This is a genomic window from Streptococcus sp. V913, from assembly GCF_054353455.1.
Map to the genome: position 1 here is coordinate 189055 of NZ_JBTHHX010000004.1, position 15958 is coordinate 205012.

The 15958-nt window shown below is 44.7% G+C and carries 12 protein-coding genes, 2 tRNA genes and 3 rRNA genes; 15 read left to right on the forward strand and 2 right to left on the reverse strand.

Annotated features, from left to right (window positions below; translation table 11 throughout):
- Positions 1-309 precede the first annotated feature (309 nt).
- From ACXYSL_RS08085 to ACXYSL_RS08125, 9 genes are all read left to right on the forward strand, one after another.
- Positions 310-1917, forward strand: coding sequence for a CTP synthase (locus tag ACXYSL_RS08085; RefSeq protein ID WP_458624442.1), 1608 nt, complete (start codon positions 310-312; stop codon positions 1915-1917).
- A gap of 176 nt (positions 1918-2093) precedes the next feature.
- Positions 2094-2393: a DUF4651 domain-containing protein gene (locus ACXYSL_RS08090; RefSeq protein ID WP_084940480.1), complete on the forward strand. Its 300-nt coding sequence runs from the start codon at positions 2094-2096 to the stop codon at positions 2391-2393.
- Entirely contained in the window at positions 2390-2707 is a 318-nt protein-coding gene (locus ACXYSL_RS08095) for a thioredoxin family protein (protein ID WP_235080908.1), read from the forward strand. Before ACXYSL_RS08090 ends, ACXYSL_RS08095 begins: the two co-directional genes overlap by 4 nt.
- A gap of 15 nt (positions 2708-2722) precedes the next feature.
- Positions 2723-3349, forward strand: coding sequence for a YtpR family tRNA-binding protein (ytpR, locus tag ACXYSL_RS08100; protein WP_458624443.1), 627 nt, complete (start codon positions 2723-2725; stop codon positions 3347-3349).
- 41 nt (positions 3350-3390) lie between these two features.
- Positions 3391-4152 carry an SDR family NAD(P)-dependent oxidoreductase gene (locus tag ACXYSL_RS08105; RefSeq protein WP_458624444.1) on the forward strand — a complete coding sequence of 254 codons (762 nt, stop codon included), beginning with the start codon at positions 3391-3393 and terminating at the stop codon, positions 4150-4152.
- A 77-nt stretch (positions 4153-4229) separates the two neighbouring features.
- Complete coding sequence (locus tag ACXYSL_RS08110) at positions 4230-4625, forward strand: single-stranded DNA-binding protein (protein WP_000282436.1); 396 nt, start codon at positions 4230-4232, stop codon at positions 4623-4625.
- A 308-nt stretch (positions 4626-4933) separates the two neighbouring features.
- Positions 4934-5218 (forward strand): co-chaperone GroES, encoded by a 285-nt coding sequence (gene groES, locus ACXYSL_RS08115; protein ID WP_000917326.1) that lies wholly within the window; start codon positions 4934-4936, stop codon positions 5216-5218.
- A gap of 15 nt (positions 5219-5233) precedes the next feature.
- The gene (groL, locus tag ACXYSL_RS08120) at positions 5234-6856 is read left to right on the forward strand and encodes a chaperonin GroEL (RefSeq protein ID WP_235080911.1); all 1623 of its coding nucleotides are present in this window, start codon (positions 5234-5236) and stop codon (positions 6854-6856) included.
- A gap of 124 nt (positions 6857-6980) precedes the next feature.
- Entirely contained in the window at positions 6981-7748 is a 768-nt protein-coding gene (locus tag ACXYSL_RS08125; protein WP_007522745.1) for an epoxyqueuosine reductase QueH, read from the forward strand.
- A gap of 70 nt (positions 7749-7818) precedes the next feature.
- Here ACXYSL_RS08125 and ntdP read toward each other — a convergent pair whose 3' ends face one another.
- Entirely contained in the window at positions 7819-8352 is a 534-nt protein-coding gene (gene ntdP, locus ACXYSL_RS08130) for a nucleoside tri-diphosphate phosphatase (protein WP_000775318.1), read from the reverse strand.
- Between the two features lie 88 nt (positions 8353-8440).
- The gene (gene recX, locus ACXYSL_RS08135; protein ID WP_235080912.1) at positions 8441-9217 is read right to left on the reverse strand and encodes a recombination regulator RecX; all 777 of its coding nucleotides are present in this window, start codon (positions 9215-9217) and stop codon (positions 8441-8443) included.
- A 37-nt stretch (positions 9218-9254) separates the two neighbouring features.
- Between recX and rlmD the strand changes: the two genes are divergently transcribed.
- From rlmD to rrf, 6 genes are all read left to right on the forward strand, one after another.
- Positions 9255-10616 (forward strand): 23S rRNA (uracil(1939)-C(5))-methyltransferase RlmD, encoded by a 1362-nt coding sequence (rlmD, locus tag ACXYSL_RS08140; RefSeq protein ID WP_458624445.1) that lies wholly within the window; start codon positions 9255-9257, stop codon positions 10614-10616.
- A 150-nt stretch (positions 10617-10766) separates the two neighbouring features.
- A tRNA-Glu gene (locus ACXYSL_RS08145) sits at positions 10767-10838 on the forward strand.
- A gap of 230 nt (positions 10839-11068) precedes the next feature.
- A 16S ribosomal RNA gene (locus tag ACXYSL_RS08150) occupies positions 11069-12617 on the forward strand.
- A 51-nt stretch (positions 12618-12668) separates the two neighbouring features.
- Positions 12669-12741 (forward strand) — tRNA-Ala (locus ACXYSL_RS08155).
- A 122-nt stretch (positions 12742-12863) separates the two neighbouring features.
- Positions 12864-15765: ribosomal RNA gene (locus ACXYSL_RS08160) — 23S ribosomal RNA — on the forward strand.
- Positions 15766-15841: 76 nt separating this feature from the next.
- Positions 15842-15957, forward strand: a 5S ribosomal RNA gene (rrf, locus tag ACXYSL_RS08165).
- Together the 16S, 23S and 5S rRNA genes with 2 tRNA genes alongside form the textbook arrangement of a ribosomal RNA operon.
- Position 15958 lies beyond the last annotated feature (1 nt).

Sequence of the window (15958 nt, forward strand, 5' to 3'; positions counted from 1 at the left end):
CCTGATCTCCTTTTTTGTTGCTTGGGCAAAGTAGTTGAGTGATACATCCGTTTGGATGTGGATCTTTAGTTGGTTTTTTGAAAACAGTCTCCTATTTTCATGCTTTACCAATTCGGGTTGACAAATGTTCTGTTTTAAGGTATCATATTGTTCGGGCACCTCTTTTAGAGGTCGGGGCTCCCTAGTTACTAGGGAGCTGTTTTTGTTTTTTCAGGAAGTTTTTCTTGAAAAGTCGTTATCCATAAGGGGCTTGTTTTCGATCTCCCCTCGTAGTTAACAAGACCTTGAGCATTTTAGAAAGAGGAATCTATGTCTACGAAATATATTTTTGTAACTGGTGGTGTGGTATCGTCTATTGGGAAAGGGATTGTGGCAGCAAGTCTGGGCCGTCTCTTGAAAAATCGTGGTCTCAAAGTAACCATTCAAAAATTTGACCCTTATATCAATATCGATCCGGGAACCATGAGTCCTTACCAGCACGGGGAAGTCTTTGTGACAGATGATGGGGCTGAGACAGATTTGGACTTGGGTCACTATGAACGTTTCATCGATATCAATCTCAATAAATATTCCAACGTGACAACTGGTAAAATCTACAGTGAAGTTCTTCGTAAGGAACGCCGTGGCGAATACCTTGGGGCAACTGTTCAAGTCATTCCTCATATCACAGATGCTTTGAAAGAAAAAATCAAGCGTGCCGCTCTAACGACTGACTCTGATGTCATTATCACAGAGGTTGGTGGAACCGTTGGAGATATAGAGTCCTTGCCATTTCTAGAGGCTCTTCGTCAGATGAAGGCAGATGTGGGTGCAGATAACGTCATGTACATCCATACAACCTTGCTTCCTTATCTCAAGGCTGCTGGTGAGATGAAGACCAAGCCAACTCAGCATTCAGTAAAAGAATTGCGAGGATTGGGAATCCAGCCAAATATGTTGGTCATTCGCACCGAGAAACCAGCTGGTCAAGGAATTAAAAACAAACTAGCCCAGTTCTGTGACGTAGCACCAGAAGCTGTTATCGAGTCTTTGAATGTCGAACATCTTTACCAAATTCCATTAAACTTGCAGGCGCAAGGTATGGATCAAATTGTTTGTGACCATTTGAAACTAGACGCACCAGCAGCGGATATGACAGAATGGTCAGCTATGGTGGACAAGGTCATGAACCTGAAAAAACAAGTTAAAATTTCCCTTGTCGGTAAGTATGTGGAGTTGCAAGATGCCTACATCTCAGTGGTTGAAGCCTTGAAACACTCTGGTTATGCCAACGACGCAGAAGTGAAGATTAATTGGATCAACGCCAATGATGTGACAGCAGAGAATGTGGCAGAACTCTTGTCTGATGCGGACGGAATCATCGTACCAGGAGGTTTTGGTCAACGTGGTACAGAAGGAAAAATCCAAGCCATCCGCTATGCGCGTGAGAATGACGTTCCAATGTTGGGAGTCTGCTTGGGAATGCAGTTGACTTGTATCGAGTATGCTCGTCACGTTTTAGGGCTTGAAGGTGCCAATTCTGCAGAACTTGCACCAGATACAAAATACCCTATCATTGATATCATGCGTGACCAGATTGATGTTGAGGATATGGGAGGAACCCTTCGATTGGGACTTTACCCATCTAAGTTGAAACGTGGTTCTAAGGCAGCGGCTGCTTATCACAATCAAGAAGTGGTGCAACGCCGTCACCGTCACCGTTATGAGTTTAACAATGCCTTTCGTGAACAGTTTGAGGCAGCAGGTTTCGTCTTCTCAGGAGTTTCTCCAGACAATCGTTTGGTCGAAATTGTGGAAATTCCTGAGAATAAATTCTTTGTGGCTTGTCAGTATCACCCTGAACTTTCCAGCCGTCCAAATCGTCCAGAAGAACTCTACACTGCCTTTGTTACTGCAGCAGTTGAAAACAGCAATTAGTAAAATCAGAACCTTTGAGAACAATCTCAGAGGTTTTTTGATCCCTTCAAAAAATTCTTGTTAACTCAGGCGCTTGGCAATAAGGATAAGCTGTCCTCTCTCCTCATTGAGGGAAAGGAATTTTCCCTGTCTAGATACTGCTTCCCCATTTGTCCTAGAGCCCTTTTTGTGTTACAATGAATGGTATGAAAGCTAAGAAATTATGGATGACTGGCTTGACAGTGGCTGGTCTAAGTGCCCTCGCTTTGGGTGCCAAAAAAGCAGCAGATAACCACAAACTCATGAAGACTCAAGAAGAGTTGACCGCTATCGTGCGCGAACTTTTCTCAGATATGGGTGAGATTGCGACTCTCTATGTTCAGGTCTACGAAAGTGGCCTAGAGCGACTTGTCGGTGGCGTCATTTTTGAAGATGGCCGGCACTATACCTTTGTCTATGAAAATGAAGATCTGGTCTACGAGGAGGAAGTCTTATGATACAACCAGCAAGTTTAGAAGAATTGGCATCTTTAGTAGAAAAAGATGGCAAGAAAGTTTTTCTTTTTGTGGCAGACTGGTGTGGCGATTGTCGTTATATCTATCCATCCTTGCCAGAGATTGAGGAGACTAATCCAGAGTTCACCTTTATTCGAGTGGACCGAGACCAGTATCTGGATCTGGCCAAACTCTGGGATGTTTACGGAATTCCTAGCCTTGTTGTGCTAGAAAAGGACAAGGAAATCGGCCGTTTTGTCAACCGTGACCGTAAAAGCAAGGAAGAAATTAACGACTTTTTAGCAGTACTGAAATAGGAGAAAAAGGAAACAATGATTTTTACATATAATAAAGAACATGTCGGCGATGTCCTTATGGTCATCGTGAAAAATAGCTGCGATGCCAAACTGGACGTGGAGCGCAAAGGCAAGGTAGCCCGTGTTTTCCTCAAAGAAAATGGGGAAACAGTGGCTTGGAATATTTTCGACCTTTCAAGTTTGTTTGAAATTGCAGAGCGCGGTCAAGTCTTTTTATCAGATGAGCAAGTAGAACTTTTGAACCAAGAGTTGCGGGCGGAAGGTTTTGAGGAAGAAATTGTCAACGACAAGGAACCAAAGTTTGTTGTCGGTGAGATTGTCGACATGGTAGCACACCCAGATAGCGACCACCTTAATATCTGTCAAGTTGCAGTCGCAAGTGACAAGACAGTACAAATCGTTGCAGGGGCTCCCAATGCGCGTGTCGGTTTGAAAACTATTGTAGCCCTTCCGGGAGCTATGATGCCAAAAGGCAATCTCATTTTCCCAGGCGAACTTCGTGGTGAAAAGAGTTTTGGCATGATGTGCAGCCCTCGTGAACTTGCCTTACCAAATGCTCCGCAAAAACGTGGGGTTATTGAATTGTCAGAAGGCCAAGTTGTTGGAACTCCATTCGACCCAGCGAAGCACTGGACTGCCTAAGAAGTTGTTAGTATCTGATACACCAGATAGAAGGAAATAAGATGGCAAAAAATGTAGTGATTACTGGAGCGACCTCAGGAATCGGAGAAGCGATTGCGCGTGCTTATCTGAATCAAGGTGAGAATGTCGTCCTAACAGGGCGACGGACAGACAGACTAGTGGCCCTCAAGTCAGAGTTTGCAGAAACTTTTCCAAATCAAACAGTTTGGACTTTTCCACTGGATGTGACGAATATGACCATGGTGAAGACTATCTGCTCCGATATTTTAGAAACGATAGGGCAGATTGATATATTGGTCAATAACGCTGGACTAGCTCTTGGCTTGGCTCCCTATCAAGACTATGAAGAATTGGATATGCTGACCATGTTAGATACCAATGTCAAGGGCTTGATGGCAGTCACTCGCTGTTTCTTACCAGCAATGGTAAAAGCCAATCAAGGCCATATTATCAACATGGGATCGACCGCAGGAATCTATGCCTATGCTGGGGCAGCTGTTTACTCAGCCACCAAGGCAGCAGTTAAGACATTTTCAGATGGTCTGCGAATTGATACCATCGCAACGGATATCAAGGTGACCACCATTCAGCCTGGAATTGTCGAAACAGATTTTTCTGCGGTACGCTTCCACGGTGACAAAGAGCGTGCTGCAACCGTTTATCAGGGAATTGAGGCCCTGCAAGCACAAGATATCGCAGACACTGTGGTCTATGTGACCAGTCAGCCTCGTCGTGTGCAGATTACAGATATGACCATTATGGCCAATCAACAGGCGACAGGTTTCATGGTTCATAAAAAATAAAAAATTTTCTCGAAAAGTTACAAATTTCTGTAACTTTTTTTGATTTCCTGCGAATAGATAAGTAGGAGGAAGAAAATATGTATAATAAAGTTATTCTTATTGGACGTTTAACGTCTACACCAGAATTGCACAAAACCAACAATGACAAGTCGGTAGCGCGAGCAACTATCGCTGTGAACCGTCGTTACAAAGACCAAAATGGCGAACGCGAAGCTGATTTTGTTAATCTTGTTCTTTGGGGGAAATTGGCTGAAACCTTGGCAAGCTACGCAACTAAAGGTAGTCTTATCTCTGTGGATGGAGAACTTCGTACCCGTCGCTTTGAGAAAAATGGCCAGATGAACTATGTGACTGAAGTCCTTGCCACAGGATTCCAACTTTTGGAAAGCCGCGCTCAACGTGCTATGCGTGAAAATAATGCAGGACAGGATTTGGCAGATTTGGTCTTGGAAGAGGAAGAATTGCCATTTTAATACTCTTCGAAAATCTCTTCGAACCTCGTCAGCTTCACCTTGCCGTAGGTATAGGTAACTGACTTCGTCAGTTCTATCCACAACTTCAAAACACTGTTTTGAGCAACCTGCGGCTAGTTTCCTAGTTTGATCTTTGATTTTCATTGAGTAGAAACATTGAAAAGTCTGAGTTGGTCTCAGGCTTTTTATCTTGCCAAAGTCAGACTTTTTTCTTGACTATTTCTGACCAAGTGATACAATAGAACTATAAATTAGCACTCAGTCATAAAGAGTGCTAATAATATGTAGTTTATCATGGAGGAAAGCAGATGTTGAAACCATTAGGAGACCGTGTGGTCTTGAAAATCGAAGAAAAAGAACAAACTGTTGGAGGCTTTGTCCTTGCAGGCTCAGCCCAAGAAAAAACAAAAACGGCCCAAGTTGTAGCTACTGGACAAGGTGTTCGTACCTTGAACGGTGACTTGGTTGCTCCAAGCGTTAAGCCTGGGGACCGTGTCTTAGTTGAAGCTCATGCAGGTATTGATGTCAAAGATGGCGATGAAAAGTACATTATCGTAGGCGAAGCCAATATCTTGGCAATCATTGAAGAATAGAAGGAGAAAGTAAGTATGTCAAAAGAAATTAAATTTTCATCTGATGCTCGTTCAGCCATGGTTCGTGGTGTTGATATCCTAGCAGACACAGTTAAAGTAACCTTAGGACCAAAAGGTCGTAATGTTGTGTTGGAAAAATCATTTGGCTCACCCTTGATTACCAATGACGGTGTTACTATTGCCAAAGAAATTGAACTAGAAGACCATTTTGAAAATATGGGTGCCAAGTTGGTATCAGAAGTAGCTTCTAAAACCAATGATATCGCAGGTGACGGAACGACAACTGCAACTGTCTTGACCCAAGCGATCGTCCGTGAAGGAATCAAGAACGTCACTGCAGGTGCCAACCCAATCGGCATTCGTCGGGGGATTGAAGCAGCGGTTGCCGCAGCTGTAGAAACCTTGAAAAACAATGCCATCCCTGTTGCCAATAAAGAAGCCATCGCTCAGGTTGCCGCTGTATCTTCTCGTTCTGAAAAAGTCGGCGAATACATCTCTGAAGCCATGGAAAAAGTTGGCAAGGATGGAGTCATCACCATTGAAGAGTCACGTGGTATGGAGACAGAGCTTGAAGTCGTGGAAGGAATGCAGTTTGACCGTGGTTATCTATCACAGTATATGGTGACAGATAGCGAAAAAATGGTGGCTGACCTTGAAAATCCATACATTTTGATTACCGACAAGAAAATTTCAAATATCCAAGAAATCTTGCCACTCCTAGAAAGCATTCTCCAAAGCAACCGTCCGCTCTTGATTATTGCGGATGATGTAGATGGCGAAGCTCTTCCAACTCTTGTATTGAACAAGATTCGTGGAACCTTCAACGTAGTAGCAGTTAAGGCCCCTGGCTTTGGTGACCGTCGTAAGGCTATGTTAGAAGACATCGCTATCTTGACAGGCGGAACAGTCATCACAGAGGATCTTGGTCTTGAGTTGAAAGACGCGACAATTGAAGCTCTTGGTCAAGCAGCGAGAGTAACTGTGGACAAAGATAGCACTGTTATCGTAGAAGGTGCTGGAAATCCTGAAGCGATTTCTCACCGTGTTGCGGTTATCAAGTCTCAAATCGAAACCACAACTTCAGAGTTTGACCGCGAAAAATTGCAAGAACGCTTGGCAAAATTGTCAGGTGGTGTCGCAGTGATCAAGGTCGGTGCTGCAACTGAAACTGAGTTGAAAGAAATGAAACTCCGCATTGAAGATGCCCTTAACGCTACTCGTGCAGCTGTTGAAGAAGGAATTGTTGCAGGTGGTGGAACTGCTCTTGTAAATGTTATTCCAGCCGTAGCTGATTTGGAATTGACAGGAGATGAAGCGACAGGGCGCAATATTGTTCTCCGTGCCTTGGAAGAACCTGTTCGCCAAATCGCCCACAATGCGGGATTCGAAGGTTCTATTGTTATTGACCGCTTGAAGAATGCTGAAGTTGGTACAGGCTTCAACGCAGCAACTGGCGAATGGGTCAACATGATTGAAGAAGGAATCATTGACCCAGTGAAAGTGAGCCGTTCAGCCCTTCAAAATGCAGCATCTGTAGCCAGCTTGATTTTGACTACGGAAGCAGTCGTAGCCAATAAACCGGAACCAGCAGCCCCAGCTCCAGCAATGGATCCAAGCATGATGGGCGGCATGATGTAAAAGCAACTTATAAAAAACACAAAAGGAGGGAACATGCATCCCTCCTTTTAAGGTTTTCTATTCTAAACAGATTTGAGCTCTCCTAACTTATATGATAAAATAAGACTAGAAGAAGGAGAAGAACATGATCGATGTAGAAGAAATTCTGAGCAAGATGAATCCCAATCAGAAGATTAATTATGACCGTGTTATGCAGAAAATGGTTCAGGTTTGGGAAAAAAATGAGGAACGTCCAACTATTCTCATGCACGTTTGCTGTGCCCCTTGCAGTACCTATACCCTCGAATATTTGACCAAGTATGCAGATGTGACCATCTATTTTGCCAATTCCAATATCCATCCCAAGGCAGAATACCACAAGCGAGCTTACGTCACCAAGAAATTTGTCAGTGATTTCAATGAGCGAACAGGAAATACGGTCCAATACCTAGAAGCTCCCTATGAACCCAATGAATACCGGAAGTTAGTCAGAGGACTGGAAGAAGAGCCAGAAGGTGGCGACCGTTGCAAGGTTTGTTTTGACTACCGTCTGGATAAAACAGCGCAAGTGGCCATGGATTTAGGCTTTGACTACTTTGGCTCAGCCTTGACCATCAGTCCCCATAAGAATTCTCAAACCATCAATAGCATCGGAATCGATGTGCAAAAGATTTATACCACCCACTATCTTCCAAGTGATTTCAAGAAAAATCAAGGCTATAAACGATCAGTGGAGATGTGTGAAGAGTATGATATCTACCGTCAATGTTATTGTGGATGCGTCTATGCAGCCCAGGCTCAAAATATTGATTTGGTTCAGGTTAAGAAGGACGCCACGGCTTTCTTGTTGGATAAGGATGTTGAAAAAGATTATTCTCATATCAAGTTTACTGTTACTAAATTAGATATATAGCAATTAACCCAGCTGTAAAGCTGGGTTGTTAAAATAAAAAAACCAGGGCTCTCACCCCGGCTTGACAACTTTACCGATTCTTTAGTTCTATGTAGCGTTTGTACCAAATGTTGACATAGGCCTCTGAGAAAGGACCGCGTCCATTGTTGATCCAATCAACAAGGATTTTAACATGTTCTTTCAAAATATAGTCTAAATCATCAGAATACTTCATTTTGCGTTTATGGCGCTCATACTCTTCAACGTCCAAGAGACGCTTTTCACCATCAGTGAAAACCTTGACATCCAAATCATAATCAATGTATTTCAGGGCTTCCTCATCTAGATAGTAGGGGCTGGCCATATTGCAATAGTAGGAAATCCCATTGTCACGAATCATGGCAATGATATTAAACCAATATTTTTTGTGAAAGTAAACAATAGCGGGTTCTCGAGTCACCCAACGACGACCGTCACTTTCGGTAACAAGTGTGTGGTCGTTGACGCCGATAATGGCGTTCTCTGTTGTTTTTAGTACCATGGTGTCTCGCCAAGTACGGTGAAGACTCCCATCATGCTTATAACTTTGAATTGTAATAAAGTCGCCTTCTTTTGGAAGTTTCATAACTAACCAACTTTCTACAATTTATAAGTTTATCGTTTACTATTATATCATAAATCGGTCTAATTTTTTTGAATTTTACACGAAAATATTAAAGATATTCTCTGAGAGCGCTGGCTATATCCGAAAAATCATAGCCTTTTCGAGCTAAAACTTGGGTTAAACGCTGTTTAAGTTCGTATCCTTCATACTTTCGAGCATACTTAGCATATTGTTTGTCTAGCTCTTTAAAAATGAGTTCTTGAGTCGTTTCTTGGTCGACTTGACTGTCCAAATCGTCAAAGGCATTCTTAGCATCAGAATAGGAGAAGCCTTTGTTGGTCAAGTTTTGAATAATCTTATCCTGCAAGGCACGAGCGGGAAGTTTTCCAGCGTATTTTTTAAGCAGTTTCTCTGCAATACGTTGAGCAACCTCTGAAAAATCAAAATCCTTTAAAACCTCTTCAATAGTTGATTTGGCAATCCCTTTTTGAGATAGTTTTTGAGCTAGCACATAAGGTCCCTTATCTCCAGAAAGTTGATTTGCATTGATGATAGAGTAGGCATACTGACGATCATTAATCCAGTTGTCTTCTTTAAGGTTAGCGATAACTTGACTAGTTATTTTTTCATCAATATCATACTTTTTCAGATACTCTCGCACTTCCTTTTCAGTACGGGCCTTGAAGGATAAATGGTAGAGAGCGAGATTCTTACCATAAGAAAACTGAGCAAAGTCCTGAATCTCGGTCAGTTCCTCTTTACTAATGACCCTATCTCGAGATAGCATAAAACGGACAATGGTATCTTCCGTGATATAAGAGGTTTGCTGTCCATCTAGTTCCATCAAGTAGAGGCGTTTTTTCTTTTCAAGTTTTGTGATTTTCATAGTTCTATTATACCCTAAAATGTGATAAGATAGGGGTATGAATCTGAAAGTCAAACAAAAAATACCTTTAAAAATCAAGCGTATGGGCATTAATGGTGAGGGAATCGGTTTTTACCAGAAAACCCTCGTTTTTGTGCCTGGCGCCCTCAAGGGAGAAGATATCTATTGTCAGATTACTTCTATTAAACGTAACTTTGTTGAAGCCAAATTACTAAAGGTTAATAAGAAGTCTAAATTTCGAGTCGTACCAGCTTGTACGATTTATAATGAATGTGGCGGTTGCCAAATCATGCACCTTCACTATGACAAACAGTTAGAGTTCAAAACGGATTTGCTCCACCAAGCCTTGAAAAAATTTGCTCCTGCAGGATATGAAAACTATGAAATCCGTCCAACTATCGGAATGCAGGAACCAAAGTACTACCGTGCTAAGTTGCAATTTCAGACCCGAAAATTCAACAATCAGGTCAAGGCAGGTTTGTATGCGCAAAACTCTCATTACCTCGTAGAATTGAAAGACTGCTTAGTGCAAGATAAGGAAACCCAAGTGATTGCAAATCGCTTAGCTGAACTTCTTACTTACCATCAAATCCCTATTACCGATGAGAGAAAAACGCTAGGTGTTCGCACTATCATGGTACGCAGAGCAAGAAAAACGGGGCAAGTTCAGATTATTGTTGTCACGAATCGCCAGCTTAATTTGAATCAACTAGTCAAAGACCTAGTTAATGATTTTCCAGAAGTTGTCACGGTTGCTGTCAATACAAATACAGCAAAATCAAGTGAAATCTATGGTGAGAAGACAGAAATTATCTGGGGCCAAGAGAGCATTCAAGAAGGAGTACTCGACTATGAGTTTTCTCTCTCACCCCGTGCCTTCTATCAGCTCAATCCGGAGCAAACAGAAATACTCTATAGTGAAGCAGTTAAGGCCCTGGATATTAGTGAAGAAGACCATCTGATTGATGCCTATTGTGGTGTCGGGACGATCGGATTTGCCTTCGCAAATAAGGTCAAGAGTCTCAGAGGAATGGATATTATTCCAGAAGCCATTGAAGATGCTAAGCGAAATGCTAAAAAAATGGGATTTGACAATACCCATTACGAAGCGGGAACAGCAGAAGAGATTATTCCACGCTGGTATCAAGATGGCTACCGAGCAGATGCCTTGATAGTCGATCCTCCTCGAACGGGTTTAGATGACAAGTTATTAGATACCATCCTAACCTATGTTCCAGAAAAGATGGTCTATGTATCTTGTAATGTTTCAACCTTAGCACGAGATTTGGTTAAACTTGTGAAAGTATACGACCTCCACTACATCCAGTCAGTCGATATGTTTCCTCACACCGCACGGACAGAGGCGGTCGTGAAGTTGGTGAAACGAAAAAGCTTGTAAGTTCTTTCTAGGGGACTAAAATACTATAGAAGATAGTAATATTTAGGATAACCTCTTCAAAAAATTTATTATAAAAATCAAAAATAAATCTAACAAACCTATTGACAAAGGTAAAAAAGTAGGTATAATAGAAAGAGTTGAAAAGCTCAAGGTCCGTTGGTCAAGGGGTTAAGACACCGCCTTTTCACGGCGGTAACACGGGTTCGAATCCCGTACGGACTATGGTGTATTGTGGTTAGAAAAAACTTGAAAAAAGTTTAAAAAAACTGTTGACAGAGACAGGGAGCTGTGATATACTAATATAGTTGTCGCTTGAGAGAGATTGAGTGACAAAGACCTTTGAAAACTGAACAAGACGAACCAATGTGCAGGGCACTACAACTAATGTTGTAGTACTGAACAATGAAAAACAATAAATCTGTCAGTGACAGAAATGAGTGAGAACTCGAACTTTTAATGAGAGTTTGATCCTGGCTCAGGACGAACGCTGGCGGCGTGCCTAATACATGCAAGTAGAACGCTGAAGCTTGGTGCTTGCACCGAGCGGATGAGTTGCGAACGGGTGAGTAACGCGTAGGTAACCTGCCTGGTAGCGGGGGATAACTATTGGAAACGATAGCTAATACCGCATAAAATGGATTATCGCATGATAATTCATTGAAAGGTGCAAATGCATCACTACCAGATGGACCTGCGTTGTATTAGCTAGTTGGTGGGGTAACGGCTCACCAAGGCGACGATACATAGCCGACCTGAGAGGGTGATCGGCCACACTGGGACTGAGACACGGCCCAGACTCCTACGGGAGGCAGCAGTAGGGAATCTTCGGCAATGGACGGAAGTCTGACCGAGCAACGCCGCGTGAGTGAAGAAGGTTTTCGGATCGTAAAGCTCTGTTGTAAGAGAAGAACGAGTGTGAGAGTGGAAAGTTCACACTGTGACGGTATCTTACCAGAAAGGGACGGCTAACTACGTGCCAGCAGCCGCGGTAATACGTAGGTCCCGAGCGTTGTCCGGATTTATTGGGCGTAAAGCGAGCGCAGGCGGTTAGATAAGTCTGAAGTTAAAGGCTGTGGCTTAACCATAGTACGCTTTGGAAACTGTTTAACTTGAGTGCAAGAGGGGAGAGTGGAATTCCATGTGTAGCGGTGAAATGCGTAGATATATGGAGGAACACCGGTGGCGAAAGCGGCTCTCTGGCTTGTAACTGACGCTGAGGCTCGAAAGCGTGGGGAGCAAACAGGATTAGATACCCTGGTAGTCCACGCCGTAAACGATGAGTGCTAGGTGTTAGACCCTTTCCGGGGTTTAGTGCCGCAGCTAACGCATTAAGCACTCCGCCTGGGGAGTACGACCGCAAGGTTGAAACTCAAAGGAATTGACGGGGGCCCGCACAAGCGGTGGAGCATGTGGTTTAATTCGAAGCAACGCGAAGAACCTTACCAGGTCTTGACATCCCTCTGACCGCTCTAGAGATAGAGTTTTCCTTCGGGACAGAGGTGACAGGTGGTGCATGGTTGTCGTCAGCTCGTGTCGTGAGATGTTGGGTTAAGTCCCGCAACGAGCGCAACCCCTATTGTTAGTTGCCATCATTCAGTTGGGCACTCTAGCGAGACTGCCGGTAATAAACCGGAGGAAGGTGGGGATGACGTCAAATCATCATGCCCCTTATGACCTGGGCTACACACGTGCTACAATGGCTGGTACAACGAGTCGCAAGCCGGTGACGGCAAGCTAATCTCTTAAAGCCAGTCTCAGTTCGGATTGTAGGCTGCAACTCGCCTACATGAAGTCGGAATCGCTAGTAATCGCGGATCAGCACGCCGCGGTGAATACGTTCCCGGGCCTTGTACACACCGCCCGTCACACCACGAGAGTTTGTAACACCCGAAGTCGGTGAGGTAACCTTTTAGGAGCCAGCCGCCTAAGGTGGGATAGATGATTGGGGTGAAGTCGTAACAAGGTAGCCGTATCGGAAGGTGCGGCTGGATCACCTCCTTTCTAAGGATAAGGAACTGCACATTGGTCTTGTTTAGTCTTGAGAGGTCTTGTGGGGCCTTAGCTCAGCTGGGAGAGCGCCTGCTTTGCACGCAGGAGGTCAGCGGTTCGATCCCGCTAGGCTCCATTGGTGAGAGATCACCAAGTAATGCACATTGAAAATTGAATATCTATATCAAATAGTAACAAGAAAATAAACCGAAACGCTGTAGTATTAAAAGAGTTTATGACTGAAAGGTCAGAAAATAAGGTTAAGTTAATAAGGGCGCACGGTGGATGCCTTGGCACTAGGAGCCGAAGAAGGACGTGACAAACGACGATATGCCTTGGGTAGCTGTAAGTAAGCGATGATCCAGGGATTTCCGAATGGGGGAACCCAACAGGTACTACCTGTTACCCACATCTGTTAAGGATGTGAGGAGGAAGACGCAGTGAACTGAAACATCTAAGTAGCTGCAGGAAGAGAAAGCAAAAGCGATTGCCTTAGTAGCGGCGAGCGAAACGGCAGGAGGGCAAACCGAAGAGTTTACTCTTCGGGGTTGTAGGACTGCAAAGTGGACTCAAAGATTATAGAAGAATGATTTGGGAAGATCAGCCAAAGAGAGTAATAGCCTCGTATTTAAAATAGTCTTTGTACCTAGCAGTATCCTGAGTACGGCGGGACACGCGAAATCCCGTCGGAATCTGGGAGGACCATCTCCCAACCCTAAATACTCCCTAGTGACCGATAGTGAACCAGTACCGTGAGGGAAAGGTGAAAAGCACCCCGGGAGGGGAGTGAAATAGAACCTGAAACCGTGTGCCTACAACAAGTTCGAGCCCGTTAATGGGTGAGAGCGTGCCTTTTGTAGAATGAACCGGCGAGTTACGATATGATGCGAGGTTAAGTTGAAGAGACGGAGCCGTAGGGAAACCGAGTCTGAATAGGGCGCATTAGTATCATGTCGTAGACCCGAAACCATGTGACCTACCCATGAGCAGGTTGAAGGTGCGGTAAGACGCACTGGAGGACCGAACCAGGGCACGTTGAAAAGTGCTTGGATGACTTGTGGGTAGCGGAGAAATTCCAAACGAACTTGGAGATAGCTGGTTCTCTCCGAAATAGCTTTAGGGCTAGCGTCGACATAAAGATTCTTGGAGGTAGAGCACTGTTTGGGTGAGGGGTCCATCCCGGATTACCAATCTCAGATAAACTCCGAATGCCAAAGAATTATGGTCGGCAGTCAGACTGCGAGTGCTAAGATCCGTAGTCGAAAGGGAAACAGCCCAGACCACCAGCTAAGGTCCCAAAATAATTGTTAAGTGGAAAAGGATGTGGGGTTGCACAGACAACTAGGATGTTAGCTTAGAAGCAGCTATTCATTCAAAGAGTGCGTAATAGCTCACTAGTCGAGTGACCCTGCGCCGAAAATGTACCGGGGCTAAAACAATTTACCGAAGCTGTGGATACCTTTATAGGTATGGTAGGAGAGCGTTCTATGTGTGGAGAAGGTGTACCGTGAGGAGCGCTGGAACGCATAGAAGTGAGAATGCCGGTATGAGTAGCGAAAGACAGGTGAGAATCCTGTCCACCGTAAGACTAAGGTTTCCAGGGGAAGGCTCGTCCGCCCTGGGTTAGTCGGGACCTAAGGAGAGACCGAAAGGTGTATCCGATGGACAACAGGTTGATATTCCTGTACTAGAGTATGTAGTGATGGAGGGACGCAGTAGGCTAACTAAAGCAGACGAATGGAAGAGTCTGTCTAAGCAGTGAGGTGTGATATGAGTCAAATGCTTATATCTGTAACATTGAGCTGTGATGGGGAGCGAAGTTTAGTAGCGAAGTTAGTGACGTCACACTGCCAAGAAAAGCTTCTAGCGTTAAACATGCTCTACCCGTACCGCAAACCGACACAGGTAGTCGAGGCGAGTAGCCTCAGGTGAGCGAGAGAACTCTCGTTAAGGAACTCGGCAAAATGACCCCGTAACTTCGGGAGAAGGGGTGCTGACTTTAGGTCAGCCGCAGTGAATAGGCCCAAGCAACTGTTTATCAAAAACACAGCTCTCTGCTAAATCGTAAGATGATGTATAGGGGGTGACGCCTGCCCGGTGCTGGAAGGTTAAGAGGAGTGCTTAGAGGTAACTCGAAGGTATGAATTGAAGCCCCAGTAAACGGCGGCCGTAACTATAACGGTCCTAAGGTAGCGAAATTCCTTGTCGGGTAAGTTCCGACCCGCACGAAAGGCGTAATGATTTGGGCACTGTCTCAACGAGAGACTCGGTGAAATTTTAGTACCTGTGAAGATGCAGGTTACCCGCGACAGGACGGAAAGACCCCATGGAGCTTTACTGCAGTTTGATATTGAGTGTCTGTACCACATGTACAGGATAGGTAGGAGTCTAAGAGATCGGGACGCCAGTTTCGAAGGAGACGTTGTTGGGATACTACCCTTGTGTTATGGCCACTCTAACCCGGATAGGTGATCCCTATCGGAGACAGTGTCTGACGGGCAGTTTGACTGGGGCGGTCGCCTCCTAAAAGGTAACGGAGGCGCCCAAAGGTTCCCTCAGAATGGTTGGAAATCATTCGCAGAGTGTAAAGGTATAAGGGAGCTTGACTGCGAGAGCAACAACTCGAGCAGGGACGAAAGTCGGGCTTAGTGATCCGGTGGTTCCGTATGGAAGGGCCATCGCTCAACGGATAAAAGCTACCCTGGGGATAACAGGCTTATCTCCCCCAAGAGTTCACATCGACGGGGAGGTTTGGCACCTCGATGTCGGCTCGTCGCATCCTGGGGCTGTAGTCGGTCCCAAGGGTTGGGCTGTTCGCCCATTAAAGCGGCACGCGAGCTGGGTTCAGAACGTCGTGAGACAGTTCGGTCCCTATCCGTCGCGGGCGTAGGAAATTTGAGAGGATCTGCTCCTAGTACGAGAGGACCAGAGTGGACTTACCGCTGGTGTACCAGTTGTCTTGCCAAAGGCATCGCTGGGTAGCTATGTAGGGAAGGGATAAACGCTGAAAGCATCTAAGTGTGAAACCCACCTCAAGATGAGATTTCCCATGATTATATATCAGTAAGAGCCCTGAGAGAAGATCAGGTAGATAGGTTAGAAGTGGAAGTGTGGCGACACATGTAGCGGACTAATACTAATAGCTCGAGGACTTATCCAAAGTAACTGAGGATACGAAGTGTGAGGTTTACTTGGTATTTGATAGATATTCAATTTTGAGTAGGTATTACTCAGAGTTAAGTGACGATAGCCTAGGAGATACACCTGTACCCATGCCGAACACAGCAGTTAAGCCCTAGAACGCCGGAAGTAGTTGGGGGTTGCCCCCTGTGAGATATGGAAGTCGCTTAGCT